The following is a 24,660-nucleotide window of genomic DNA, read 5'->3' as shown; positions in this document are numbered from 1 at the left end:
GCATGGTCGGCGCTGTCTCGGGCGGCCCCCTGATCCGGCCCGACGAGACCCTCCAGGGCATCGGCGGCACGGTCACGGCGATCCCGCTGACCCATCCTGGCAACCGGCGCTGGTGGATCGCCTTCGCGGGGGCGGCTTCGCTGCTGGGCCTGTTCCTCCTGACCCTCGGCTACCTGCTGGTCACCGGCCCCGGCATCTGGGGCAACAACAACGCCGTCGTCTGGGCGCTCGACATCGCGAGCTACGATTGGTGGATCGGCGTGGCCTCGGGGAGCCTGCTGGTCTCCGGGATCCTGCTCCTCGTCGGGGCGGAGTGGCGCGGGGCGGTCAACCGGGTCGCCGAGACCCTGGCGCTGCTGGCCACCGCGGCGGCCGGGCTCTACCCGATCATCCATCTCGGGCGGCCGTGGTTCTTCTTCTGGAACCTGCCCTACCCCAACACCTACGACCTCTGGCCGCAATTCCGCTCGCCGCTCCTGTGGGACGCGATCGACATCGTGTCGTTCCTCGTAATCTGCGTGAGCCTCTGGTTCATCGGCCTGCTGCCGGACCTCGCCACCCTGCGCGACCGTGCCCAGGTCGAGGCGATGCGCCAGGCCGACATCAAGGCGCCGACCCGCAAGCTCGCGCTGCTGCGCGCCCAGGTCTACGGCATCGTCGCCTCGGGCTGGCGCGGCTCGGCGGCCCATTGGCAGATCTGGGTCCAGGCCTACCGGACGGTGGCGCTGCTCGGCGTGCTGCTGGTGGTCTCGGTCCAGACCGGCGCCTCGGTGATGCTGGCGGGCTCGCTGATGCCGGGCTGGCACAGCACGCTCGTTCCGGTGAGCTTCCTGGTCAACGCGGTCTATTCCGGGGTCGGGGTCACGGCGGTGATCGTGATGCTGATCCGCCTCGTCTACGGCCTCGACGCCCTGGTGACCGCGCGCCACCTCGACGTGCTCGGCCGCCTGCTCCTCTGCCTGGGCTGCGCCAGCGCCTATTGTTACGCTGCCGAATACTTCGACACCTTCCTCAACGGCGACGCGCAGGCGCGGGGCGTGCTGGCGCGGCGCATGACCGGCGAGTACGCCCTGGTCTCGTGGACGGCGATCCTCGGCCTCGTCCTGCCGGCGCAGATCCTGTGGTCGAGGCGCGCCCGGACGGCGCCGCTGGCGCTGGCGGCGGTCGGGCTGCTCGTCGCCATCGGCGCCTATGCCGACCACGTCATGGTCCTCGTGGTGACCCTGACCCAGGATTTTTTGCCCTCCTCGCGGCTGCCCTACGGGGTCGACATCTGGGGCATCGCCACCTTCGCGGGGTCGATCGGCCTGTTCCTGACCCTGCTGCTCCTGTTCCTGCGCTACCTGCCGGCGGTCTCGATCGTCGAGAGCCGGCGCCTCGCCCTGACCGAGTCCCCGGCCGTTCGGGACGCCACCCACGCCGCCGCGTCCCGGGCCGCCGCGGCACGACCCGAGGACAACGCGGCCTCCGCGCCGCTCTGGGGCGTGTCGGCGAGCTTCGCCAGCCAGGGTGACCTCGCGGCCGCCCTCCAGGCGGTTTCGGGAATCCGCCCGGACCACGTCCATCTTGATGGGCATGGGCCCGTGCCGATGCCCCGGACGCTCCGGGCGCTCGGCCTGGAGGGCCGCTCGATCCTGCCCTACGCGCTGGCCGGGGCGCTCCTCGGCGGCGCCGGGTTCTTCGGGATGTGCCTCTACGCGACGGCCTACGATTACGTGTTCCTGATCGGCGGTCGCCCGCGCCTGTCCTGGCCCTCCTTCGTGGTGCCGAGCATCTCCTTCGCGATGATGGCGGGGTGCGTGGCGATCCACCTCGCGCTGCTCGTGCTCAACCGCCTGCCGCGGCTGAACCATCCGGCCTTCAACATCCCGGGCTTCCTGCGCGCCTCGGACGACCGCTTCTTCCTGACCGCGGAGGCGCGGGACGAAAGCTTCGACGCGGAGCGCATCGAGCGGCGGCTCGCGGGCCTGCCGGCCGAGGCCGGGCGGCCCCTCGAGATCCGGCGGATCCCGCGATGAGGCGCGCCCTCCCCCTCGCGTTCGTCCTGCTGGCGCCGCTCGCCGCCTGCGGCGAGGCCGACATGGCCGATCAGGCCCGGGCCAAGACTTGGGACAAGAACCCGTTCTTCCCCCGCGAGATCACCATGCGCCAGCCCGTGGCCGGCACGGTGCCGCGCCGCGATCCCGCCGCGCCCGCCCCCCAGCCGCAGACGATCAGCCAGGCCCTGCTCGACCGGGGCCGGGAGCGCTACGGGGTGTTCTGCACCCCCTGCCACGGCCAGGACGGGCGCGGCCAGGGCATGATCGTGGTGCGCGGCTTCCCGCAGGCCGGCAATCTGACCGGTGAGGCCCTGCGCAAGGCCTCCGCGGCCGAACTCTACGACGCGATCTCGAACGGCCGGAAGGCGATGTTCGGCATGGCGCAGATGATCCCGTCCGCCGACCGCTGGGCGATCGTCGCGTATGTCCGTGCCCTCCAGCTCAGCCAGGATGCCCCGGTGGCGAGCCTGCCGGAGCCGGACCGCGCCCGTCTGGAGGCGTCGCGATGAGTCGCCCCATCCTCCTCGGCCTCGCCGGCCTCGTCCTCCTGGCCCTCTGCCTGCTCGCGGGCGGCTGGCGCGGGGCGATGGCCTCGTACCTCGCCGCGTGGCTCGTGCTCCTCGCCCTGCCGGTCGGCGCCCTGCCGGTGGTGATCGTGGCCGAGCGCTTCGGCGGGCGCGTGAAGGCCCGCGGCGGCGTCGAGATGCTGGCCGGCCTGCGGCGGCTGACGGCGCTGATGCCGGTGGCGGCCGTGCTGGCGCTGCCGGTGCTCGCCGCCGCGGGGCTGCTCTACCCGTGGGTGAGAGATCCGGCGCACACGCCGCTGGCGGCGCTCTGGTTCACGGTGCCGTTCTTCGTGGCCCGGGTGATCGTCTACCTCGCCGCCTGGACCTGGCTGTCGCTCCGCTTCGCACAGCCCTTCGACGCGCCCGGCGAGGTCCGGACCGTGCCGGCGGTCGGGCTCCACGCGGTGATCGGCACCCTGTTCGTCACCGACGTGATCGCCTCGCTCGACCCGCGGCTCGACTCGACCCTGCTGGGTCTCCTGGTCATGACCGCCTGGAGTGGGCTGGCCTTCGCGGCGGCGATCCTGCTCGCCTGGGAGGAGCCCGAGCCCGTCGGCCGCGGCCGCACTGCGCCGGGGCGCGGCCGGCTCGTGCCCCTCGTGGTGCTGCTCGGCCTCTGGGCCTACCTGCACTTCGTGCAGTTCCTGATCGTCTGGTCGGCGAACCTTCCGCCGGAGGTGTCGTGGTACTTCGCCCGCGGCGGCTGGCTCGGGCGGGCGCTCTCGATCGTGGCGGGCGCCGTGGTGGTGCTCGCCGGCCTCGCGACCCTGCGGCCGGGCCGTCCGACCACGCGGATCCTGGCCGGCGCGGCGCTTGCCGTGCATGCCCTGGAGATGTTCTGGCTGGTCACCCCGGCGATCCGCGACCGGTTCGTGCTCCGCCCGAGCGATGCGCTCGCCGCCGGCGCCGTGGCCTGCCTCGCCGCCGCGCTCCGACCCGCGCTGCGCTCCGGTGCCGACCGGGCGGCCTCCGCGTCCCGCCGTTCCAGGAAGCCGGCATGAGCAGGGGCGGACCCTCGGGGTTGATCCCCGCGATCCTGGCTGGGCTGACCCTGCGCGGCAGCGGCATCCTGAACGGGCGCCCGCCGCGCCCGCCCGCCAACACGCAGCGCGATCCGAACGATCCCGGACACGAGACGCGCGACGTCAACGTCCGCAACACCGCCCTGGTGATGGGCGGCCTCGCCCTCAGCGCGCTGGCGGTGATCGGCACCATGATCTGGCTGATGCACACCGTCGCGACGAGCCAGCGCCGGGCCCTGCCGGCCCTGACGCCCCAGCAGACGGCCCGCCTCGCGCCGCCGCCCCCGAACCTTCAGGCCAATCCCTATGCCGATATCGACCGCGAGCAGGCCGCCAACGCGGCGCGGCTCGCCGGCTACAGCTACCGGGACGAGGCCCATACCCGCGCCCGGATCCCGATCGGCCGCGCCATGGACCTGACCGTCGGCCGCTCCCTCGAACCGGCGGAGCCCGCCGCGCGATGACGCCGACCCACGAATCCCTCCAGCTCTGGCCCGCCGCGGTCTCCGCCACCGCGAGCGAGACCGACCTGCTGATCCTGGCCTTCACGGTGCTGACGCTGCTGCTCACCGTGCCGGTCTTCGTGGCGATCACCTATTTCGCCGTGCGCTACCGTGAGGGGTCCGAGGCGGATCGCAGCCCGTCGGGGATCCGCTCCAACCTCATCGAGATCAGCTGGATGCTGATCCCGTTCCTACTGACGCTGATCTTCTTCGTCTGGGGCGCGAAGCTGTTCATCCAGTCGCGGAACCCGCCCCCCGACGCCATGGTGGTCGAAGCGATCGGCCGGCAGTGGATGTGGAAGTTCCAGCATCCCACCGGCCAGTCCGAGATCAACAACCTGCACCTGCCGATCGGCCAGCCGATCCGGATGCGGATCATCAGCCAGGACGTGATCCACGCCCTCTACCTGCCGGCGGTGCGCCTGCAGGTCGCCGCCCTGCCCGACCGCTACACCGACCTGTGGTTCAAGGCCGACAAGGTGGGCACCTATCACCTCTACTGCTCGGAATATTGCGGCACCGACCATTCCGTGATGGGCGGCGAGGTCACGTTCATGAACCCCGGCGACTACCAGGACTGGCTGACCCATGCGGGCGCGCAGCAGGGCAAGGTCGCGGCGGGCCGCGCCCTCTACGAGGCCTATGGCTGCGCCGGCTGCCACGATCCCGGCTCCGCCGTGAAGGCGCCGAGCCTCGCGGGCCTGTACGGTTCCCAGGTGAAGCTCGCGGACGGCCGCACCGTCACGGCGGATGATGGCTGGCTGCGCGAGAAGATCCTGAACCCGAACGGCGACCGGCTCGCCGCGGGCTACAAGCAGGTGATGCCGAGCTTCGCCGGCCGGATCCCGGCGGACGAGCTCGGCACGCTGATCGATTTTTTGAGAGCCTATCCGACTGCGAAAGCCGCGGACGCGACACCGGCGGGGGCGACACGATGAGCGCATCGGGCAGCATCGGCGGGACCGCCCGCCGCGAACCCCACACCCCGGACTCGACGATCGGCCGCAAGCCCGATTACCTGCACGCGGAATCCACCCTGCGCTCGTGGTTCCTCGCCACCGACCACAAGCGCATCGCGATCCTCTACCTCGCCTCGATCACCGGCTTCTTCGTGATCGGCGCCCTGGCGGCGGGCGTGGTGCGGCTCGCGCTGATCGTGCCGGACGGCGCGATCATGACCAACGACACCTACAACAAGGCCTTCACCATCCATGGCGTGGTGATGGTCTGGTTCTTCCTGATCCCGTCGATCCCCGCGACCTTCGGCAACTTCCTGATCCCCCTCATGATCGGGGCCAGGGACCTCGCCTTCCCGAAGCTCAATCTGACGAGCTGGTACATCTTCATGACCGGCGCCCTGTTCACCCTGGTGGCGGTGGTGCTGGGCGGGGTCGATACCGGCTGGACCTTCTACGCGCCGCTCTCCACCGCCTTCTCGAACACCTGGGTGCTGCCGGCGCTGATCGGGGTGACCATCGTGGGCTTCTCGTCGATCCTGACGGGCCTGAACTTCGTGGTCACGATCCACACCATGCGGGCGCCCGGCATGACGTGGTTCAAGCTGCCGATCTTCGTCTGGACGCACTACGCCACCAGCCTGATCTTCCTGCTGGCGACGCCCGTCATCACCACGGCGCTGATCCTGCTGATCGCCGAGCGCGGCTTCCATATCGGCGTGTTCGACCCGGCCTATGGCGGCGACCCGGTGCTGTTCCAGCACCTGTTCTGGTTCTACTCGCACCCGGCCGTGTACATCATGGTCCTGCCCGGCATGGGGGTGATCTCCGAGATCGTCCCGGCCTTCGCGCAGAAGAAGCTGTTCGGCTACCGCTTCGTCGCCTACGCGTCGATCGGGCTCGCCTCGGTGACCTTCTTCGTCTGGGGCCACCACATGTTCATCAACGGCCAGAGCGACCTGGCCTCGCTGGTGTTCTCGGCCCTGTCCTTCGCGGTGGCGGTGCCCTCGGCCGTGAAGGTCTACAACTGGACCGCCACGATCCATAAGGGCTCGCTCCGGCTCGACACGCCGATGCTCTACGCGATGGGCTATATCGGCCTGTTCGTGCTCGGCGGGCTGACCGGCCTCTACCTCGCGACGCTCGCTATCAACCAGCACATCCACGCGACCTACTTCGTGGTCGCCCACTTCCACTACATCATGGTCGGCGGCACGGTGCTGGCGTTCCTGGGCGGCCTGCACTTCTGGTGGCCGAAATTCACCGGCCGGATGTACAGCGAGCCCTGGGGCCGGGTCTCGGCGCTGCTGATCTTCATCGGCTTCAACGTGACGTTCTTCCCGCAATTCATCCTTGGCTATCTCGGGATGCCGCGGCGCTACGCGACCTATCCGCCGGAATTCCAGCTCCTCAACGTGCTGTCCTCGGCGGGCGCCACGATCCTGGCGGCGGGCTACCTCTTCCCGATGCTCTACCTCGTCTATTCCCTGTGGTTCGGCCGCAAGGCGCCAGCGAATCCATGGAACGCCAAGGGGCTCGAGTGGGAGACCTCGTCCCCGCCGCCGACGCACAACTTCCTCTCGCCGCCCGAGGTGCCGCGCATCCCCTACGACTATCCGATCCAGGCCCAGGAAGCCCGGGATCAGCACGGATGAGCGAGCCTCTGGCGGATGGTGTCGGGGTCGCCCGCGCCCACCATTTCGAGAGCGTGGCCCAGCAGCGCGAGGCGGCGACGCTCGGCATCTGGGCGTGGCTGATCACCGAACTGCTGCTGTTCTCGGCCCTGTTCCTGGTGGCGCTGATCACCCGGATCCAGCACCCCGAGGCGACGGTCGCTGCGGCCAAGCACCTGAAGTTCTGGATCGGCGCCACCAACACCGTGGTGCTGATCTGCTCCTCGCTCACCATGTCGATGGCGATCGAATTCTCCCGGATCGGCTGGCAGCGCGCCATGGTGCGGGCCATGCTGGCGACTGCGGCGCTGGGCGGCCTGTTCCTTGTGCTCAAGGGCTACGAGTACTACGCCGACTGGACCGAGCACATGATGCCGTTCCTCAGCAACCGCCCCTTCGCGCTCGCCGAGACGCCGGCCGCGCGCCTGTTCGTGAACGTGTATTACGTGGCGACGCTGCTCCACGCGCTGCACCTGTTCACCGGCATCGGACTCCTGCTCGGCATGACCTGGATGGCCGCCAAGGTCGGGTTCCTGGCGCGCCACCAGAACTGGATCGAGGTCTACGGCCTCTACTGGCATTTCATTGATCTGGTCTGGATGCTCGCCTTCCCGATCCTCTACGTGGTGAACCGGTAGGATGCGGAGCCCCCTCTCGAGCTTGAGCGCCGACGACCGCGCCCTGCTCCGCAAGCGCCTGCGCACGCCGGTGCTGACCTTCCTGGCCCTACTGGCTCTGCTCGCCGTCAACGTGACGCTCGGCGCCACGCTGCCCTTCGCGCAGGTCTGGATCGTCGAACTCGCCGTCGTGGCGGCGATGGTGGCGTTGATCCTCCTGGTCTCCATGGAGGTGATCCACGAGCCACCACTGATCCGGCTTTTTTCGGCGCTGGGCTTTTTCTGGGTCGCCATCATGGTGGGGATGACGCTGACCGACTATCTGGCGCGGTGACGAGAGCGCGTCGGCCCTTGCCTCTGGCTGGCCGGACGTACCGTCAAACTCATGCCTACTGTCGTCCTGACGCCGAAGTTTGAGATGACCGCATTCGGAGAAGGATTGGTCGAGGCGGCACAGCAGGCACTTGCCATCGCGCGCGGCGAAGCCGATCCGCAGACGTATCGCGTGCACGGCCCGCAGACGAACGCCGTGAAGGCCGTGCGGGAGGAACTCGGCCTCACCCAGACGGAGTTCGCGGACCGCTTCGGCTTCGCGGTCCGGAAGCTTCGCGATCTCGAGCAGGACCGCGCCCAGCCGGATGCCACGGCGCAAGCCTACCGCACCGTGATCCGGCATGAGTCCGGCCGGTGCTGCGCGCCCTCGAACGCGCCCGGGCGGGTCGGTCGGAGATCGACCCGGCGACTGGCCATCTGCATCGGGACAGCGGTCGCACCCGATCGGAGATCAAGAGCAGACCGCGGATCGATTTGCGGGGCTTGGCTCCGAAACATCGGTTGTTGCGCGCGTCGAACGTCTCTAAATCCGCTGTCCCGCGAACGCGGTTGGGGGGTGGACGTCAGGACATGTGCGAACTGCTCGGCATGAGCGCCAACGTGCCGACCGACATCCGCTTCTCCTTCGCGGGCCTCGCCCGGCGCGGCGGCGACACCGGGCCCCATGCCGACGGCTGGGGCATCAGCTTCTACGACGGCCGCACCTGCCGCAGCTTCCACGAGCCGGAGCCGAGCGCCCGCTCGCAGCTGGCCCGCCTGCTGCGGGACATGCCGATCAAGAGCCGGATCGTCGTCGCCCATGTCCGCAAGGCCAACCGCGGGCGGGTCAGCTTGGAGAACACGCATCCGTTCGCGCGGGAATTGTGGGGCCGCCGCTGGACCTTCGCGCATAACGGCCAGCTCAAGGGCGTGAAGCGGCTGCCGCTCGGCGGATTCATGCCGATCGGCAGCACCGACAGCGAGCACGCCTTCTGCTGGATGCTCGGACGCCTGCAGGAGCGATACAAGGCCCTGCCCCGGCCCGAGACCCTGGACCGGGCGGTCGCCGATCTCGCGGGCGAACTGCACGGGCTCGGCGTGTTCAACATGCTGCTGACCGACAGCCGCACGCTCTACGCCCATTGCGGCAAGCGCCTCTGCTATCTCACGCGTCGTGCGCCGTTCGGCAAGGCCACGCTGATCGACGAGGATTGGCAGGTCGATTTCGCCCGGGAGACCACCGAGCACGACATCGTCACCGTCATCGCCACGAAGGCGCTGACCCGGGACGAGCGCTGGACCGACCTCGCCGTCGGCGACGTCCTGACCCTGCGGGACGGGGCGATCCGTCTGTTGCGGGCGGCAGCCTTATCATAAGTCATTTGGCCGAGGGTGCACGCCCGGCCCCGATGCGCTAGAACGCCTTTAACAGGAGAGCACCAGCCCGACGTCGTCCTGATTTCGGGCCGGCAAGCGATCCGACTCGACCCTTACGGGACCACGGTCGAGCCACGATGAGCTGACGAGCGCGAACCGCATGACCCGCGACGACACCGATACCGTCCTGTCCCAGGAGGGCGCGACTCGGGATGGCCGCCCGAACCTTCCCGCCGGCATCCGCACGCATCTCGGCGAGCACCTGCGCACCGTCTACGAGCGGATCGGCGAGGAGACGCTCCCGTCCCGCTTCGCCGAGCTGATCGAGAAGCTGGAGGCGGCGCTCCGCGCCCGGGGCGAGGCGATCGAGCCGGAATTCCGCAACGGGCTGCTGGCCGCGGTGCCGTCCTTGCGCGCCTTCGCGCTGTCGCTGACCTCGAACCCCGCCCGGTCCGACGACCTCGTGCAGGACACCCTGCTGAAGGGCTGGCAGCACCGCGCCCGGTTCCAGCCGGGCACCAACCTGAACGCGTGGCTGTTCACGATCCTGCGCAACATCTTCTACTCGGATCACCGCAAGCGGGTCCGCGAGGTCGAGGATCAGGACGGCTCCTACGCGGCCCGGCTCGCCACCGCCCCGCATCAGGGTGACCGGCTCGACGTCGAGGATCTGCAATCGGCGCTGGCGAAGCTCCCGCCGGACCAGCGCGAGGCCCTGGTCCTGGTCGGCGCGGAGGGCGTGTCCTACGAGGAGGCCGCCACGATCATGGGCTGCAAGGTCGGCACCGTGAAGAGCCGCGTCAGCCGCGCCCGGGGCCGGCTAGCGGAACTCCTGGGCTACGACGAGGAGGATCTCGGCTCCGACCGGTTCATCCAGTCGGCCATGCCCAAGGAGGCGTGAGGCAAAACGGTAAGCGGGCGTTAGCCCTCAGCGGTCGACCGCAAAAAGGGATGCATCCGATTCCCGGTATCGCACGTTACCGGCCCGAGCTTCGCCGCGTGTCCGCGGCGGAACGCCACGGAACGGAGATGTCCCGTATGACCTTCAAGACCCTCATCGCCGCCTCGGCCCTCGTCCTGTCGCTGCCGCTGGCCGCCCAGGCCCAGGGCACCATCCCGGGCGCCGAGCGCGGCGCGGCCGCGGGCGACGCGGCGGCCGGCCCGATCGGCGGGATCGTCGGCGGCGCCGTCGGTGCGGCCACCGGCACGGTGGGCGGCATCCTCGGTGTCGACATGGCCCCGCGCTTCCGCAGCTACGTCCGCGAGCGCAATGTCCGCTCGTACGATTACGACGGCCGCGTCGCCGTGGGCAGCACCCTGCCGTCCTCGGGCGTGACCTACTACGACGTGCCGAGCGAGTACCGCGTTCAGCCGGGCTACCGCTACACCGTGGTGAACGACCGCCCGGTTCTGGTCGACCGCGGCCACCGCATCGTCGAGGTCATCGACTGATCGCGCGGGCCGGTCCCGCGCCGGCCCATGGACCCCGGAGCCTCGCTCCGGGGTCTTTCTCTTTTGGTGCGGCCGTCGGCGCAACGCTTCCTCCGACCGGCCGTTGAAGAAGCGGCTCGACCTGCGAGGCGACCATGAGCGACGATCTCCAAGAACCCGGTGCCGTGCTCCCCGAGCCGGTGCGCGACCACCTCGGCCAGCAATTGCGCGGCGTCCTACCGGTCGAGGCCGACAAGCCGCGCTTCCTCGGCGACGATCCCATACCCGAGGTGTTCGAGCCGCAGATCCGCCGTCTCGAGACCCGGCTGAAGACCCACGAGGAAGGGACCGGGGCCGTCGGCCAGGCCCTTGACCAGATCCTCGACGCCTTCGGCGTCAAGCCCGAGGAGCCGGGGCGGCGCGGGGCCTGAGGCGTCAAACCCGCGGTTTCTCCGCCAGGAGGTCACGGATCTCCGACAGCAGCTTCACGTCGGCTGGCACGGCCTCCGGCTCCTTGGGCTGGGCGGTCTGCAGGCGGTTCATCGCCCGGATCACGAGGAACAGCACGAAGGCGACGATCAGGAAGTTCAGCGTCAGCGTCAGGAACTGGCCGTAGCCGATGACCGCGCCCTGCTTCTTGGCGTCCGCGTAGGGCAGCCCGGCCTGCACCTTCGACGAGAGCGGAATGTAGTAGTTCGAGAAATCGAGCCCGCCGGTGACCGCGCCGATCGCCGGCATGAAGACGTCCTGCACGGCCGAGTTGACGATCGCCCCGAAGGCGGCGCCGATGATCACGCCGACCGCGAGATCGACCACGTTCCCGCGCAGGGCGAATTTCTTGAATTCTTCGAGCATTCCCGAAAGCCTCCGCCGAATGCTGCGAAAGTAGGAGCCGCTGCCGCGAAGACCAGCGCAGAAGAGCGTGTCGGACCCCCATCCATCGCGCTGCCCACCCCGACAGTCATCCCAACCCGACCCTCATCCTCAGGTGCCGGAACGCAGCGGAGGCTTCGAAGGCGGCCTCCAGAGGCCCTTGCGATCCTTAGGGGCCCGCCTTCGCGGCCCGCTTCGCGGTCACCGCAGGACGAGGGCGCGGGTGGGATCGGCCAGGACGAACAGGATCCCGAGAGCCGTACCCGGTCGCGTTGCCATCGCGCGCGGCTCCAGGCTTCTGTCGGGACACGCTCTCTTGCGCCGAACCGATATCCGCTTCGGCGGAGGGTGCTCTAGTCCGGACCGGCCGGCAGGCCGGCAGCCGTCCGCTCCTCGGGGGCCCCGGCCAGCTCCGCCTTGAGCCGGCGGCGATACTGCGCGGCGACGACCGGAATGGTCAGAAGGTAGCCTCCGCTCACCGCCACCAGGGCCTCGAACGGGTAGCTGATCAGGATGCCGAAGGCCGCCACGCCGAACAGGAAGATCGGCAGCACGAGGCTGCGCGGCACCCGCTTGCCCATGGTCTTGCCCGAGTAGGTCGGCACCGTGGAGACCACCAGCAGGGCGATCACCAGTACGTAGATCAGGATCGCGGGCGCCGCCCAGCGCTCCAGGCCGAAGCCGAGGAAGTGCAGGTAGAGCGGCAGCATCGCGGTCAGCGCGCCGGCCGGCGCCGGCATGCCGACGAAGAAGTCCTTCTTCCAGTCCGGCCGGTTCGGATCGTCCAGCATCGCGTTGAAGCGGGCGAGCCGCAGGGCCATCGCGATGGCGAAGATCAGCGCCACGATCCAGCCTGCCGATTTCAGGTGGAACAGCGCGAAGCCGTAGAGGATCAGCGCCGGGGCGCAGCCGAAATTCACGAAGTCGGCGAGCGAATCGAGCTCGGCCCCGAAGCGCGAGGTGCCCTTGAGCAGCCGCGCCACCCGCCCGTCGATGCCGTCGAGCACGCCCGCCGCCACCACGGCGATGACGGCGGGCTCGAACTTGCCCTCGAAGGCGAGCCGGATCGCGGTCAGCCCGAGGCAGAGCGCCATCAGGGTGATCATGTTGGGCGCGATCATCCGGAACGGCACCGGCTTGAACCGGCGCGGGCGCGGCTCGTTCGGATCGGGCGCGAAGGGTGGGAACAGATCGTCCATGGCCGAGCTCTAGATCCGCTTGAACACCCGGTCCGGGCCGCCGCCGAGATCGGCCAGCACCGTCTCGCCGGCCACCGCCTTCTGGCCGAGCCCGACCAGCACGGTCGCGCCCGCCGGCAGGTAGACGTCGACCCGCGAGCCGAAGCGGATCAACCCGAACCGCTCGCCGACGCCGAGCCCATCGCCCGCCGACACGAACCCGACGATGCGCCGGGCCACGAGGCCGGCGATCTGCACCACGCCGACCCGCTTCGGGCTCCCGCCATGGGTCGTCTCGATGACCATGCCGTTGCGCTCGTTGTCGTCGCTGGCCTTGTCGAGTTCGGCGTTGAGGAACAGGCCGGGCGTGTAGTGGATCTGGCCGATCCGCCCCGAGACCGGCGCCCGGTTCACGTGGCAGTCGAACACGTTCATGAACACCGAGACCCGCAAGGTGGGCACCTGCGGCAGGTCGAGTTCCGGCGGCGGCAGGACGGTGGCGATCAGGTTCACGCGCCCGTCCGCCGGCGAGACCACGAGCCCGTCGGCCACCGGGGTGACGCGCTCGGGGTCGCGGAAGAAGTAGCAGACCCAGAGGGTGAGGATCAGGAAGATCCAGCCGAAGAACTGGGAGAAATAGCCGGCCAGCACCGTGAGCACGATGCCGATCAGGATGAAGGGATAGCCCTCCTTGTGGATCGGCACGAGCGTCCGGCGGATCGTCTCGATGAGGTCGGTCATGCTGTGGGGGCTCGAGGATCAGGGCTGTGCCGGGCGGATGGCAGCCCGCCGGGCCCGCGTCAACTTTCACCGGGAGGCCATTCCGACCCGGCGCCGTGCATCGAATGCGGATCGCGGGCGGCATGGCGCAGGGTGATGATGACGATCGCACCTTCGGCGATCTGATAGAAGAGCCAATAGGGATAGGGTGTCACGCGGATTCGGCGCAGCCCCGGTAAATGCGTCCGGTTCCGCTGTGCGGTTGGTCCGGACGCCGGTCGCGCACGGCATCGCGTCGATTCCGCACGCTGACCGCGCCAGATGGCGACGTATCCGCGATGCCGCTCAAGACGGAGTCGATGTCCGCGAGGGCGTCCGGCGTGAAGCGAGGCTTCCGCGCTGACCCTCGGTGTCCGCACCGGGTCCTCGGGATCCCCGATGGCGGATGGATCGTTGAGCGCGGCCTTCAAGGCCGGCCCCAACTGGGACACGGCGTCGGCCAGGGTCGGTGCCATTCTGCGGGCCTTGGGGGTGCGGACAGCGAGATTTCTGGTGACGACATGCCGGGGCCCGGTTGTCGAGCCTTCCCCGACACCGGCGGCACGACCATGCTGTCGGCATGTCGCAGCCCGGGATGTTCTCCGCGCCGCTCCACGGTGCCGACGGCCGAGTCCGTCCGGTCCCGGCTGGAGGCCGTCCTCGACCAGCTCAGGTCCGGCCGGGTCTCGGAATGGTCCGAGGCCGAGTGCCGGCGCGTTGTGGTCCCGCAGATGCGCGCGTCGCTGCCCGAGGACGAGCGCCAGACCAAGCGGGCGGAGTTCCAGCCGTTGACCGGGGCGAACTGACGTCCGATCCGGCGCGGACCGATCGCCGGGGGGAGTTCTCATGACCACCCGCATCGCCCTCCTCGGCCTCGGCGCGATGGGCCATCCCATCGCCCGGAACCTCGCGGCCAAGCGCGCGTCCGAGGCCGAGACGCTCGTCGCGGTGGATGCCGATCCGGCGCGCCTCGCCGGGCTCGCCGGGCCGGGCCTCGTCGCCACGGCGGATCCCGGGCAGGCCACCGGCGCGGAGGTGCTGTTCCTGTGCCTGCCGAACGGCGATGGGGTCGAGGCGGCCCTGCTCGGCGCGGACCGGCTCCTCAAGCGCCTCGCGCCGGGGGCGGTGGTGGTCGATCTGAGCACCATCGCGCACGCCAAGGCGCTCGCGATCGGCCGCGCCGTGGCGGCGGCCGGGCGGCGCTTCGTCGACGCGCCGGTCTCCGGGGCGCCGGCCGGCGCCGAGGCCGGCACGCTCACCGTGATGTGCGGCGGCGCGGCCGAGGCGGTGGCAGCCGTGCGCCCGCTCCTGGAGCGGATCGGCACCACCATCCTGCACATGGGGCCGACCGGTTCCGGCCAGCTCACCAAGACGATCAACAACGTGCTCTACGACATCAACATCGCCGCGCTCGCCGAGGTGCTGCCCATGGCGGTGGCGATGGGTCTCGATCCGGAGCAGATCGCGGAGGTGGTCACCACCGGGACCAGCCGGAGCTACGCGTCGCAGTTCTTCGTGCCGCGCATCCTCCAGGGCCGCTTCGACGAGGGCTACCCGATGGGCGCGGCCTACAAGGACCTCGTCGCGGCGTCGGCGATCGCGGCGGAGAACGGGTTTCCGATGCCCGTCACGGCGGCGGCCACCGCCACCTACCAGACGGCACTCCGCCAGGGCCATGCCGACAAGGACAAGGGCGCGATGGTGCTGCCGTTCGAGAACCTGCTGGGGGTGAAGGTCCGGGGGCGGACGGCCTGAGCACATTGCGCCCCCGATTGTCGAATTGGAGCGACCCTGCGATCGTGCGTCCGCACGGTACACGACAGTGCCCTGTGGTCGCGTCATCGGGTGGATCCCATCCACCTCCCTCATCCTGAGGTGACCGCGTCAGCGGGCCTCGAAGGAGGGCTCCAGGGATCGCACCGGCCGGCTGGAGGGCTCCTTCGAGGCCTGCGCTGCGCTCCGGCACCTCAGGATGAGGGGGGTTGGGTAGGATGGCCGATCGGAGACTTCCCAGTCTCGTGCCGTACACCGTGGCCCAGCCGCACGCGTCGGAGCTATGACGATGCCCACCGAGACCGTTCCATACGACACCGCCGAGCACCTGCGGACGCCCGAGGACATCGCGCTCTACATCGAGGCCGTGCTGGAGGATGGCGACCCTGCCCTCGTGGCCGATGCCATCGGGGTTGTCGCCCGGGCGCGGGGAATGGCTCAGATCGCCCAGGAGATCGGCCGTTCCCGCGAGCAGCTCTATCGGACCCTCTCGGAGAAGGGGAACCCGCAGCTCGACACGCTGATGGGCGTGCTCAAGGCCATCGGCCTGCGGCTGAGCGTGAAGCCGATCGAGACCGAGGCCTGAGTCGGGCGCCTACTCCGCCGGTTCCGGCACCGCCCCGCGCTCCATCCGGATCGGCACCACCGGCGCGTCGGCCCGCTTGAGTACCTCCAGCGCCGCGTCGGCCTCCCGCTGGCGGTCCCAGAGCGCCGCGTAGACGCCGCCGGCCTCCAGCAACTCGGCATGTGTGCCACGCTCGACGATGCGGCCGTGGTCGAGCACCAGGATCTGATCGGCATTCACCACCGTGGACAGCCGGTGGGCGATCACCAGGGTGGTGCGGCCGCGGCTGACCCGGTCGAGCGCCGCCTGGATCTCGGCCTCCGTGAAGCTGTCGAGCGCCGAGGTCGCCTCGTCGAGCACGAGGATCGGCGGCGCCTTCAGGATCGTGCGGGCGATGGCGACCCGCTGCTTCTCGCCGCCCGAGAGCTTCAGGCCGCGCTCGCCCACCGGCGTGTCGTAGCCCTCCGGCAGGCCGGACACGAACCGGTCGATCTGGGCGAGCCGGGCCGCCTCGCGCAGCTCCGCGTCGGTGGCGTCGGCCCGGCCGTAGCGGATGTTGTAGCCGATCGTGTCGTTGAACAGCACCGTGTCCTGCGGGACCATGCCGATCGCCGCCCGCAACGATTCCTGCGTCACCGCCGCGATGTCCTGCCCGTCGACGCTGATCCGGCCGGCCTGCGGCTCGTAGAACCGGAACAGCAGGCGCGAGAGCGTCGACTTGCCGGCCCCCGAGGGCCCCACCACCGCCACCGTCTGCCCGGCCGGGATCTCGAAGGAGACGCCGCGCAGGATCGGCCGCTCGGGACTGTAGGCGAAGCGGACATCGGCGAACCGCACCGTGCCACCCGCCACCGTGAGCGGCGCGGCGCCCGGCCGGTCGGCGATCTCGGGGTTCTGCCCAAGGATGCGGAACATGTCGTCGATGTCGATCAGCGCCTGTTTGATCTCCCGGTAGATCATGCCCATGAAGTTCAATGGCATCGAGAGCTGCACCAGCATGGTGTTGGCCAGCACGAAGCCGCCGATCGTGGTGCGCCCGGCCAGGATGTCGCGCGCGGCGAGCCACATCACCACGGTCATGCCGAGCGTGAAGATCGCCGCCTGCCCGGCATTGAGCACCGCCAGCGACACGTAGGTCTGTGTCGAGGCCTTTTCGTACTTCGCCATCGAGACGTCGTAGCGGGCCGCCTCGCGGGCCTCCGCGCCGAAATATTTGACGGTCTCGTAGTTGAGCAGCGAATCGACCGCCTTGGTGTTGGCGTCGGTGTCGGAGGCATTCATCCGGCGGCGGATGGCGATCCGCCACTCGGTCGCCTTGTAGGTGAAGGCCAGATAGGCCGCGACCGTCGCGAAGGCGGTCGCCGCGTAGGTCCAGCTGAACTCGTAGGCGAGCACGCCCAGCACCAGCACGAACTCGACGATGGTCGGCACCAGGGTCAGCACCATCAGGCGCGACAATTCCTCGATGCCGGCGCGGCCGCGCTCCAGCACCCGGGTCAGGCCGCCGGTCTTGCGCTCCAGGTGGAACCGCAGGGACAGGCGGTGCATGTGCTCGAAGGTCTGGAGCGCCAGCCGCCGCACCGCGTGCATCGCCACCTTGGCGAACAGCCCGTCGCGCATCTGGGTCAGCGCCGACATGGCGATCCGCGAGACGCCGTAGAGGGCGATCAGCAGCATCGGCGCGGCGAGCAGCCCCGTGGGCGGCACGGCATCCTTGCCGCCCCCTTGGCCGCCGATCGCCGCGACCAGCGCGTCGGTGATCCACTTGAAGGTGAACGGCGTCACCATGGTCACCAGCTTGGCGGCGAGCAGCAGGCCGAACGCCAGGAAGACCCGGCGCTGCAGGTCCGGCCGCCCGTGCGGCCAGAGATGGGGCCAGAGCCGGCGGTAGGTGGCGATCAGCCCGGGGCGCTCGTCAAGACGCTCGGCCGGGAGCGTCGGCCCGGCCGAGGGCGCGGTGTCGTCGGTCATGAAGGCTTCTGCGGGGCGGGTATGATGGACCCCGCATATAGGCGCATGGCGGCGCGGGAGCACCCGCGCTGCGTGCAGGGCCCGGTCTCACGCCCGCCAGAACGGCTTCCGGATCTCGGCGCGCAGGCGCCACGGTTCGAGGCCGGCATCGCGGATCTGGTCGGGATGCAGGGCGGCGAGCGCCCGGCGGTCGCGGATGCGCGCCAGCCAGAGGCGCGGCAGGGACGGGCCCGGAGCGGGACGCTCGGCGGCGGGGGAGCGGGACAGGGTGAGAGCGGGCATCGGGACAGGATCCGGTGGCGGGTGAGCAGTCCGGCCGGGATTGCGGGCACAGCATTGATCCGATACGGATCTCGGATCAATCGAAACATTGACCTCGGAGCAATGATGCGAGCCGCGGATTTCCGCTCCGTCGCTGACGCGATCGCCGCCGACATCGCGGCCGGCCGGCTCCCGCCCGGGGCGAAGCTGCCGCCGCAGCGCGATTTCGCCTACGACCGGGGCATCGCGGTCTCGACGGCGAGCCGGGTCTATTCCGAACTGGCCCGCCGGGGGTTGGTCACCGGCGAGGTCGGGCGCGGCACCTATGTCCGGTCCGGTCCGGGCCGCGCCGGCATCCTCCAGCCGGAGCCGCCGCCCGCGGCGCTGGATCTGCAACGGACCCATTCGCGGCTGCCCGAGCAGGAGGCCGTGCTGGCCGAGACGCTCGCTGGGCTCGCTGGCGCGGGCGGCGCGATGGCGTTCGGCCAGTACGGGCCCGCCGGCACGCCCCAGGCGCAGGAGATCGCGGCGGCGTTCCTCGCGCAGGACGGCCACAGGGCCGATCCGGCCGACATCCTGTTCACCGGCAACGGACGGCAGGCGCTCGCCGCGGCGCTCGCCGCCCTGGCGGCGCCGGGCGAGCGGATCGCCTGCGAGCCCCTCACCTACCCGATGGTGAAGGCGATCGCGGCCCGGCTCGGCATCACGCTGGTGCCGGTTGCCATGGACGAAGAGGGGCTGTGCCCCGACGCGCTGCTCCAGGCCCACCGGGCGAACCCGCTGAGTGGCGTCTACCTCCAGCCGACCCTGCACAATCCGCTCGGCGCCACCATGGGGCCAGCGCGGCGCGCGGCGCTCGCCGACCTGCTCGACCGGACCGGGCTCACGGCGATCGAGGATGCGGTCTACAGCTTCCTCGCCGATGCCCGGCCGCTGGCCTGCCTGGCGCCCGACCGGGTGATCCTGGTGGACAGCCTCTCGAAGCGGGTGATGCCCTCGCTGACGCTCGGCCTCGTGGCGGCGCCCCCGCCCCTGACCGACCGGCTCGCGGCCTCGATCCGCCAGGGCGCCTGGACGGCGCTCGGCCTGTCGCTCGCGGCCGGCATGCGCTGGATGGCGGGGGGCTCGGCCGCCGCGCTGGCCGCGGTCAAGCGCCGGGACGCGGCGTCCCGGCAGGTCATCGCCCGCGAGGCCCTGGCCGATCTGCGGGTGGTCGGCGACGGCCGGGCCTATCACCTGTGGCTGGAACTGCCCGAGACGTGGCGGGCGGAGGCCTTCGCGGCGGCGGCCCTGCGCCAGGGCATCGCGCTGATCCCGGCCCCGGCCTTCGCGGTCGCGCCCGGCCACGCGCCGAACGCGGTCCGCCTCGCCCTGGCGGTGCCGTCGCCCGCGGACCTCGACCAGGCGCTGCGCCGGCTGCGGCGGCTGGCCTTCGCGGGAGACGATCAGGTGGTGGAGTGATGGCCGGTCACCCCCGCTTGTCCGACGGCAGCACGAAGATCTGGCCCGGATAGATCAGGTCGGGATTGCGGATCTGTGCCTGATTGGCGTCGTAGATCACGGTGTAGCGCTCGCCGCGGCCGTAGGTGCGCTGGCTGATCCGCCACAGGTTGTCGCCGCGGGTGATCTTGGCCGTGTTGATCTCCGGCACGAAGACCGAGCCGACCGTCGCGTCTGCTCCGGCCTCCGCCGCCATGTTCCGTGGATCGGGGCCTCCAGGCGCCGTCGCCCCGGCGCGATCGGACGCCGCGCGCGTGCTGCCTGTCGCGCTGCCAAGTCCTCCGGCTTGTCCTCCGGCGTGTCCTCCGGCTTGTACGCCCCCTGGCCCGCCCGCTCGATCTCCCCCCTGGGCGTGCTTCCGGCCGCCGTCATGCGCCTGGGGGCTGCCCTGGACGGTCGGCAGTTGCGGTTCGGCGCGCTCGCGGGCGGCCATCAGAGTCGGCTCGGGCACCGAGAGCGGGACCTCGGCGCGGGTCTCCACCTTGCCGGTGGCCGGGTCGATCTGGTCGATCCGCACCTGATACTGGCCGGGCTTCATGCCGCGCCCGATGGTGAAGCGCGCCTGCCCGTCCGGGCCGATGCGGCCGGGGGCGATCAGCGTGTCGTTGAGGTAGAGCCGCAGCGCCGCGCCGGGCGCGCCGGTCGCTGTGACGAACAGCCGCCCGTTCTCCTGCACGTCCACGCTCGCGATCCGGGCCGATGGCCCCGCCGCGGGGGCGCCGGGCTGCGCCGCCGCAACCTTGGCATCCGGCCCGGCCGCGCCCGGCTGCGACAGCACCACGGTGGCCGCATCCGGGGCGGTCAGGGCGACCAGCGGCTGACGGTCGCGCCCGGGGGCGACCTCCACCGCCACGCTCTGCTCCGACTCGGCCGCCCGCCCGTCCTGGCCGGTCATGCGCAGCCGGATCTGGCTCGATCCCGCGGGCAGGGCCGGCGGCACGACGGCGAACTGGCCGTCCGCGTCGGCGGTCGCCCGGGCGACCGGCTTGCCGTTGACCAGCATCTCGACGACGGCGTGCGGGGCGCCCTGCCCGGCCACCACGGCGTCGCCGTTCGGCTCGACCCGGACGATGTCGAAGCGCGGCACCGCCGCGGTCCCGGCCGTCGTGGTGTTCGGCTTGCCGGACCCGGCCGCGCGGGCATCGTTGGCAGGTCCGGATGGAACGGCCGCCCGGGGGAGCGCCCCGGCCTGACCCGGCTTATCGTCGCGGCGGTCGACGGCCGGATCCTGACGCGACGCCAACGTGCCGGGATCGGCCAGCGCCCGCGCCTCGCCCTTCGGCGTGGCGGGCTGCTCCGCCACGGTGCCGCCGGTCGGCTCCCGCATGGCCTCCCCGCCGAACAGGGCCACCACGAGCCCGAGGCCGGCGAGGAGGCCGACGAGCGCCAGGGCGAGACTGCGCCGCACCTGTCTCGACATCGCCACCACAGCCTCCCTCGATCCCGCCCCGGCGCGGGAAAAACCGTCGACGGGGCACGGCATAATACCGTACATGGTCCCGACACCAAGCCGTCCCGCCGCTCCGGCGGGTGAATCCCCCGCGTCGTCAGCAGTTTGGCCCGTGGAGCCATGGGCGCGGGGTACGTCCAGGACGGCTCGCAACGGACGCGCGATGGAGGGCGCCGGATGGCTCCGGTGAGGACAGTCTGTGTCTATTGCGGCTCCGGCTTCGGGCGGGACCCCGCCTTCCGCGCGGCCGCGGAGGTGGTCGGGACGGCGATCGCGCAGGCCGGGATGCGCCTCGTCTACGGCGGCGGCGATGTCGGCCTGATGGGCACCGTGGCCCGCGCCGCGCTCGAAGCCGGCGGCCACGTCACCGGCATCATCCCGGACTTCCTCCAGGCGCGCGAGCACATGCTGGCGGAGGTGCAGGAGACCGTGGTGGTGCCCGACATGCACACCCGCAAGCGCCTGATGTTCGAGCGCTCGGACGCCTTCGTGACCCTTCCGGGCGGCATCGGCACCCTGGAGGAGCTGGTCGAGCAGCTCACCTGGGCGCAGCTCGGGCGGCACCGCAAGCCCGTGGTGCTGGTCTCGGTGGCCGGGTTCTGGGCGCCGCTGCTCGCCCTGTTCGAGCACATGCGCGGCCACGGCTTCATCCGCGAGGGGCTCGACCTGAGCTACCTCGTCGCCCGCGAGGCGGCCGAGGTGGTGCCCCTCCTGCGCGAGGCCGGCCATCAGCCCGACCCGCAGGCCGAGGGCATCGTCAAAGAGCGGATGTGACCCGGGCCGGACGCTTGGCCGCGGTGGCGATCCGGTCAGCCGGTGTATGAGGCCGGCGCCGCTGTGCCGGGTGGCGGGTGGAGTCCGAGCATGCGCGTCCCGACGATCCTGGCGGTCCTGACCCTCTCCGGACTCACAGGCGCGGCGTCCGCGCAGCAACCGCCGGTCCTCCAGACCCTCGATTACGCCAACACCCGCTACTCCGACCTCGACCGGATCGACGCCGGCAATGTCTCCCGCCTGAAGGTCGCCTGGACCTTCTCCACGGGCGTGCTGCGCGGGCACGAGGGCGCGCCGATCGTGATCGGGCACGTCATGGTGGTCCACACACCCTTCCCCAACACGGTCTACGCCCTCGACCTCGACCAGGGCGGAAAGATCCTGTGGCGCTACGCCCCCCGGCAGGAGGCGGGCGTGATCGCCGTGATGTGCTGCGACACGGTCTCCCGCGGCCTCGCCTACGCGGACGGGCGCCTGTTCCTGCAGCAGGCCGACACCACCGTGGTCGCCCTCGACCCGGAGACCGGCCGGGTGCTGTGGTCGGTGAAGAACGGCGATCCGTCGCGCGGTGAGACCAACACCGCCACGGTCCTGCCGGTCCACGGCAAGCTGATCGTCGGGCTCGCCGGGGGCGAGTACGGGGCGCGCTGCCACGTCACCGCGTACGATCAGGCCAGCGGGAAACGCCTCTGGCGCGCCTACGCCACCGGGCCGGATGCCGACATGCTGGTCGATCCCGACAGGACCACCGAGCTCGGCCGCCCGATCGGCCGGGATTCATCCCTGAAGAGCTGGGAGGGCGACCAGTGGCGGACCGGCGGCGCCTGCAGCTGGGGCTGGTTCTCCTACGACCCAGACCTGAACCTCGTCTATTACGGCACCGGCAATCCCTCGACCTGGAACCCGGCCCAGCGCCCCGGCGACAACCGGTGGTCGATGTCGCTCATCGCCCGCGACGCCGACACCGGGATGGCCCGCTGGGTCTACCAGATGACGCCCCACGACCAGTGGGACTATGACGGCGTCAACGAGGCGATCCTCACCGAGCAGGTGATCGGCGGGCGGCCCCGCAGGGTGCTCACGCATTTCGACCGGAACGGTTTTGGCTACACGCTCGACCGGGCCACGGGCGAATTGCTGGTGGCGGAAAAGTTCGACCCCACGGTGAACTGGGCCAGCCGGGTGGAGATGAACCCGGCCGCCCCCGATTACGGCCGGCCGGTGGTCGACACGCGCTACGCCCCCGGCGAGGCCGACGAGGACGAGACGACCAAGAACATCTGCCCGGGGGCGCTCGGCGCCAAGAACCAGCAGCCGGCGGCCTACTCGCCGAAGACGCGGCTGTTCTACGTGCCGACCAACCACATGTGCATGGATTACGAGGCGTTCCGGGTCACCTACACGCCGGGCCAGCCCTATGTCGGCGCGACCCTGACCCTGCACCCGCCGGAGGGCACCGACCGGACCGGCGCCTTCATCGCCTGGGACGGGGCGAGGGGGACGATCGCGTGGTCGATCCCGGAGCCGTTCTCGGTCTGGTCCGGCGCGCTCGCCACCGCGGGGAACGTGGTCTTCTACGGCACGCTCGAGGGCTACCTGAAGGCGGTCGATGCCCGGGACGGGCACGAGCTCTACCGGTTCAAGACGCCGTCGGGGATCGTGGGCAACGTCACCACCTACCTGCACGCGGGCAGGCAATACGTGGCGGTGCTCTCCGGGATCGGCGGCTGGGCCGGGATCGGGCTCGCGGCCGGGCTGACCGATCCGGCCGACGGCTCGGGGGCGGTCGGCGGCTACGCGGCCCTGTCGCAGTACACGGCGCCGGGCGGGCAGCTCACGGTGTTCGCCCTACCGGAGTAGAGGGTGCGGCCGGTTCGAGCCGCCCATCGTCGGGCGTGATGGGGCGTCGGCGAATCGGCAGGATCAGCGTATCGGATCCGAATAGGGATGCCGATTTAGAACTTTGCCAGATAAAAAAATCGATCAACCAGCATCGTGACAGTAATAAGTCTTGGTGTTGTTTCGATAATACAGCGACGCGCATCGAGAAACATGACGTGATTATGACGGCATCACGCGCCTAAATCTCGTTATCTCGCTTGCCCCGAAGGCCGAACGGCCGTTCGATTCGGGGGCGAGCTATGAAGTTTCGATACGGCGTCTCAACCGCCGCCTTGATGGTTGCGGTATTCGGGTCAGGCGCGCAGGCGCAGACGACCGGCGGCAGCAACGGCGTCGACATCCTGTCGGGCTTCAGCCGGCTCTGGATCCCGGGCAAGACCTACGACACCGGTTCGCCCACGGCCCTCGGGGCGCCCCTTCTCCTGCGCAACATCCAGATCGTCGCCGACCGCGCTCGGGAGCGGACCCGCGATCAGGAGATCGCCGCCTATTACGACGACCGCCGGAACCAGAGCTACAGCGTCATCGACGGCCTCGGACCGCTGACGCAGGCCTACCGGGCGGGGTCGGGGGCGACCACCACGATCCCGGCCTTCGACGCGACCACGGCGCAGGTGCAGTATGTCGATCAGGGCACCGGAGCGGGCGTGACGACCTCGCCCCTCGGGAAGGTCGTGCAGCTGGTCAACGCGTTCCGCAACAACGCCTCCACCACGCCCGCCAAGGACGCTTATTCCTATTTCCGGCCCTGGCGGCAGAGCCTGAACGGTCAGAGCCTGAACTTCGTCGTGCCGGCCTCCCTCGTGCCGGAGAAGGGCGCGAACGCGGCGACCGATGGCGGCTTCCCGAGCGGCCACACCAACGCCGCCTCCCTCTCCGCCCTCGCCCTGGCCTACGCGGTGCCGCAGCGGTTCCAGGAGCTGCTCACCCGCGCGAGCGAACTCGGCGACAACCGGATCGAGGCGGGCATGCACTCGCCCACCGACGTGATGGGCGGCCGCGTGCTGGCGACCTACTTGTTTGATCCCAGGGTTTGATGGTGCGATCTTCACGCCCGAGTGGAGGGACGCGCTATGGGCCAGGTTCTTCACGGCAGCGCCACAACGACGGAGGCGATCCGTCGAGCGATCCAGCATAGTCAAGCGAGCCTGAGGGCGC

The 24,660-nt window shown here is 70.5% G+C and carries 26 protein-coding genes; 19 read left to right on the top strand and 7 right to left on the bottom strand.

The genetic code is table 11. The features are described 5' to 3' along the window. Positions 1 to 2: 2 nt before the first annotated feature. From MKK75_RS07850 to MKK75_RS07795, 12 genes are all read left to right on the top strand, one after another. Positions 3 to 2,018: a quinol:electron acceptor oxidoreductase subunit ActD gene (locus MKK75_RS07850; protein ID WP_244042036.1), complete on the top strand. Its 2,016-nt coding sequence runs from the start codon at positions 3 to 5 to the stop codon at positions 2,016 to 2,018. Next, the gene (locus MKK75_RS07845; protein WP_244042035.1) at positions 2,015 to 2,548 is read left to right on the top strand and encodes a c-type cytochrome; all 534 of its coding nucleotides are present in this window, start codon (positions 2,015 to 2,017) and stop codon (positions 2,546 to 2,548) included. The genes MKK75_RS07850 and MKK75_RS07845 overlap by 4 nt, the downstream gene beginning before the upstream one ends. Continuing rightward, positions 2,545 to 3,606, top strand: coding sequence for a hypothetical protein (locus tag MKK75_RS07840; RefSeq protein ID WP_244042034.1), 1,062 nt, complete (start codon positions 2,545 to 2,547; stop codon positions 3,604 to 3,606). The genes MKK75_RS07845 and MKK75_RS07840 overlap by 4 nt, the downstream gene beginning before the upstream one ends. After that, the gene (locus tag MKK75_RS07835; protein WP_244042033.1) at positions 3,603 to 4,091 is read left to right on the top strand and encodes a hypothetical protein; all 489 of its coding nucleotides are present in this window, start codon (positions 3,603 to 3,605) and stop codon (positions 4,089 to 4,091) included. Before MKK75_RS07840 ends, MKK75_RS07835 begins: the two co-directional genes overlap by 4 nt. Next, positions 4,088 to 5,068, top strand: a complete 981-nt coding sequence (gene coxB / locus MKK75_RS07830) for a cytochrome c oxidase subunit II (RefSeq protein WP_244042032.1) — start codon at positions 4,088 to 4,090, stop codon at positions 5,066 to 5,068. The genes MKK75_RS07835 and coxB overlap by 4 nt, the downstream gene beginning before the upstream one ends. Then, complete coding sequence (locus tag MKK75_RS07825; RefSeq protein ID WP_244042031.1) at positions 5,065 to 6,741, top strand: cbb3-type cytochrome c oxidase subunit I; 1,677 nt, start codon at positions 5,065 to 5,067, stop codon at positions 6,739 to 6,741. The genes coxB and MKK75_RS07825 overlap by 4 nt, the downstream gene beginning before the upstream one ends. After that, entirely contained in the window at positions 6,738 to 7,397 is a 660-nt protein-coding gene (locus MKK75_RS07820) for a cytochrome c oxidase subunit 3 (protein ID WP_244042030.1), read from the top strand. The genes MKK75_RS07825 and MKK75_RS07820 overlap by 4 nt, the downstream gene beginning before the upstream one ends. Position 7,398: 1 nt before the next feature. Further along, a complete protein-coding gene (locus tag MKK75_RS07815) occupies positions 7,399 to 7,710 on the top strand; it encodes an oxidase (protein WP_244042029.1) in 312 nt (103 codons plus the stop codon). A 569-nt stretch (positions 7,711 to 8,279) separates the two neighbouring features. Beyond that, positions 8,280 to 9,065 carry a class II glutamine amidotransferase gene (locus MKK75_RS07810; protein ID WP_244042028.1) on the top strand — a complete coding sequence of 262 codons (786 nt, stop codon included), beginning with the start codon at positions 8,280 to 8,282 and terminating at the stop codon, positions 9,063 to 9,065. Positions 9,066 to 9,225: 160 nt separating this feature from the next. Next, on the top strand, positions 9,226 to 9,966 hold the full coding sequence (locus tag MKK75_RS07805) for a NepR family anti-sigma factor (protein WP_244042027.1): 741 nt from the start codon (positions 9,226 to 9,228) through the stop codon (positions 9,964 to 9,966). 137 nt (positions 9,967 to 10,103) lie between these two features. Then, complete coding sequence (locus MKK75_RS07800; RefSeq protein ID WP_244042026.1) at positions 10,104 to 10,517, top strand: DUF1236 domain-containing protein; 414 nt, start codon at positions 10,104 to 10,106, stop codon at positions 10,515 to 10,517. 134 nt (positions 10,518 to 10,651) lie between these two features. Continuing rightward, positions 10,652 to 10,927, top strand: a complete 276-nt coding sequence (locus MKK75_RS07795) for a hypothetical protein (protein WP_244042025.1) — start codon at positions 10,652 to 10,654, stop codon at positions 10,925 to 10,927. Positions 10,928 to 10,931: 4 nt separating this feature from the next. Here MKK75_RS07795 and mscL read toward each other — a convergent pair whose 3' ends face one another. The 4 genes from mscL to MKK75_RS36330 all read right to left on the bottom strand — a co-directional run bounded on the left by mscL (position 10,932) and on the right by MKK75_RS36330 (position 13,782). After that, complete coding sequence (mscL, locus tag MKK75_RS07790) at positions 10,932 to 11,351, bottom strand: large conductance mechanosensitive channel protein MscL (RefSeq protein ID WP_244042024.1); 420 nt, start codon at positions 11,349 to 11,351, stop codon at positions 10,932 to 10,934. A 371-nt stretch (positions 11,352 to 11,722) separates the two neighbouring features. Beyond that, positions 11,723 to 12,568: a CDP-alcohol phosphatidyltransferase family protein gene (locus MKK75_RS07785; RefSeq protein ID WP_244042023.1), complete on the bottom strand. Its 846-nt coding sequence runs from the start codon at positions 12,566 to 12,568 to the stop codon at positions 11,723 to 11,725. A gap of 9 nt (positions 12,569 to 12,577) precedes the next feature. After that, complete coding sequence (locus tag MKK75_RS07780) at positions 12,578 to 13,288, bottom strand: phosphatidylserine decarboxylase (protein ID WP_244042022.1); 711 nt, start codon at positions 13,286 to 13,288, stop codon at positions 12,578 to 12,580. Between the two features lie 59 nt (positions 13,289 to 13,347). Further along, positions 13,348 to 13,782, bottom strand: a complete 435-nt coding sequence (locus MKK75_RS36330) for a type II toxin-antitoxin system RelE/ParE family toxin (protein WP_244042021.1) — start codon at positions 13,780 to 13,782, stop codon at positions 13,348 to 13,350. A 141-nt stretch (positions 13,783 to 13,923) separates the two neighbouring features. Between MKK75_RS36330 and MKK75_RS07770 the strand changes: the two genes are divergently transcribed. The 3 genes from MKK75_RS07770 (at position 13,924) to MKK75_RS07760 (ending at position 15,665) form a co-directional block, all read left to right on the top strand. After that, positions 13,924 to 14,112: a hypothetical protein gene (locus tag MKK75_RS07770; RefSeq protein WP_244042020.1), complete on the top strand. Its 189-nt coding sequence runs from the start codon at positions 13,924 to 13,926 to the stop codon at positions 14,110 to 14,112. Positions 14,113 to 14,152: 40 nt separating this feature from the next. Further along, positions 14,153 to 15,061 (top strand): NAD(P)-dependent oxidoreductase, encoded by a 909-nt coding sequence (locus tag MKK75_RS07765; protein ID WP_244042019.1) that lies wholly within the window; start codon positions 14,153 to 14,155, stop codon positions 15,059 to 15,061. A gap of 307 nt (positions 15,062 to 15,368) precedes the next feature. Continuing rightward, the gene (locus MKK75_RS07760; protein ID WP_244042018.1) at positions 15,369 to 15,665 is read left to right on the top strand and encodes an addiction module antidote protein; all 297 of its coding nucleotides are present in this window, start codon (positions 15,369 to 15,371) and stop codon (positions 15,663 to 15,665) included. Positions 15,666 to 15,674: 9 nt separating this feature from the next. Here the strand turns inward: MKK75_RS07760 and MKK75_RS07755 are convergent, their stop codons facing one another. Together MKK75_RS07755 and MKK75_RS07750 are read right to left on the bottom strand one after the other, a co-directional pair. Continuing rightward, the gene (locus tag MKK75_RS07755) at positions 15,675 to 17,615 is read right to left on the bottom strand and encodes an ABCB family ABC transporter ATP-binding protein/permease (RefSeq protein ID WP_244042017.1); all 1,941 of its coding nucleotides are present in this window, start codon (positions 17,613 to 17,615) and stop codon (positions 15,675 to 15,677) included. Positions 17,616 to 17,702: 87 nt separating this feature from the next. Further along, a complete protein-coding gene (locus tag MKK75_RS07750; RefSeq protein WP_244042016.1) occupies positions 17,703 to 17,897 on the bottom strand; it encodes a translation initiation factor IF-2 in 195 nt (64 codons plus the stop codon). 105 nt (positions 17,898 to 18,002) lie between these two features. Between MKK75_RS07750 and MKK75_RS07745 the strand changes: the two genes are divergently transcribed. Then, positions 18,003 to 19,337, top strand: coding sequence for a PLP-dependent aminotransferase family protein (locus tag MKK75_RS07745; protein WP_409567538.1), 1,335 nt, complete (start codon positions 18,003 to 18,005; stop codon positions 19,335 to 19,337). A 7-nt stretch (positions 19,338 to 19,344) separates the two neighbouring features. Here the strand turns inward: MKK75_RS07745 and MKK75_RS07740 are convergent, their stop codons facing one another. Next, on the bottom strand, positions 19,345 to 20,796 hold the full coding sequence (locus tag MKK75_RS07740; RefSeq protein ID WP_244042079.1) for a LysM peptidoglycan-binding domain-containing protein: 1,452 nt from the start codon (positions 20,794 to 20,796) through the stop codon (positions 19,345 to 19,347). A 207-nt stretch (positions 20,797 to 21,003) separates the two neighbouring features. Here MKK75_RS07740 and MKK75_RS07735 point away from each other — a divergent pair, with 207 nt between their 5' ends. The 3 genes from MKK75_RS07735 to MKK75_RS07725 all read left to right on the top strand — a co-directional run bounded on the left by MKK75_RS07735 (position 21,004) and on the right by MKK75_RS07725 (position 24,539). Further along, a complete protein-coding gene (locus MKK75_RS07735) occupies positions 21,004 to 21,600 on the top strand; it encodes a TIGR00730 family Rossman fold protein (RefSeq protein ID WP_244042014.1) in 597 nt (198 codons plus the stop codon). A 90-nt stretch (positions 21,601 to 21,690) separates the two neighbouring features. After that, positions 21,691 to 23,460: a methanol/ethanol family PQQ-dependent dehydrogenase gene (locus tag MKK75_RS07730; RefSeq protein WP_244042013.1), complete on the top strand. Its 1,770-nt coding sequence runs from the start codon at positions 21,691 to 21,693 to the stop codon at positions 23,458 to 23,460. A gap of 317 nt (positions 23,461 to 23,777) precedes the next feature. After that, the gene (locus MKK75_RS07725) at positions 23,778 to 24,539 is read left to right on the top strand and encodes a phosphatase PAP2 family protein (protein WP_244042012.1); all 762 of its coding nucleotides are present in this window, start codon (positions 23,778 to 23,780) and stop codon (positions 24,537 to 24,539) included. Positions 24,540 to 24,660: the final 121 nt, after the last annotated feature.

It is taken from the genome of Methylobacterium sp. J-030 (assembly GCF_022829545.1).
GTDB lineage: Bacteria > Pseudomonadota > Alphaproteobacteria > Rhizobiales > Beijerinckiaceae > Methylobacterium.
Note: the sequence above shows the minus strand (reverse complement) of the source record. Positions and strands in the feature narration are given on the sequence as shown.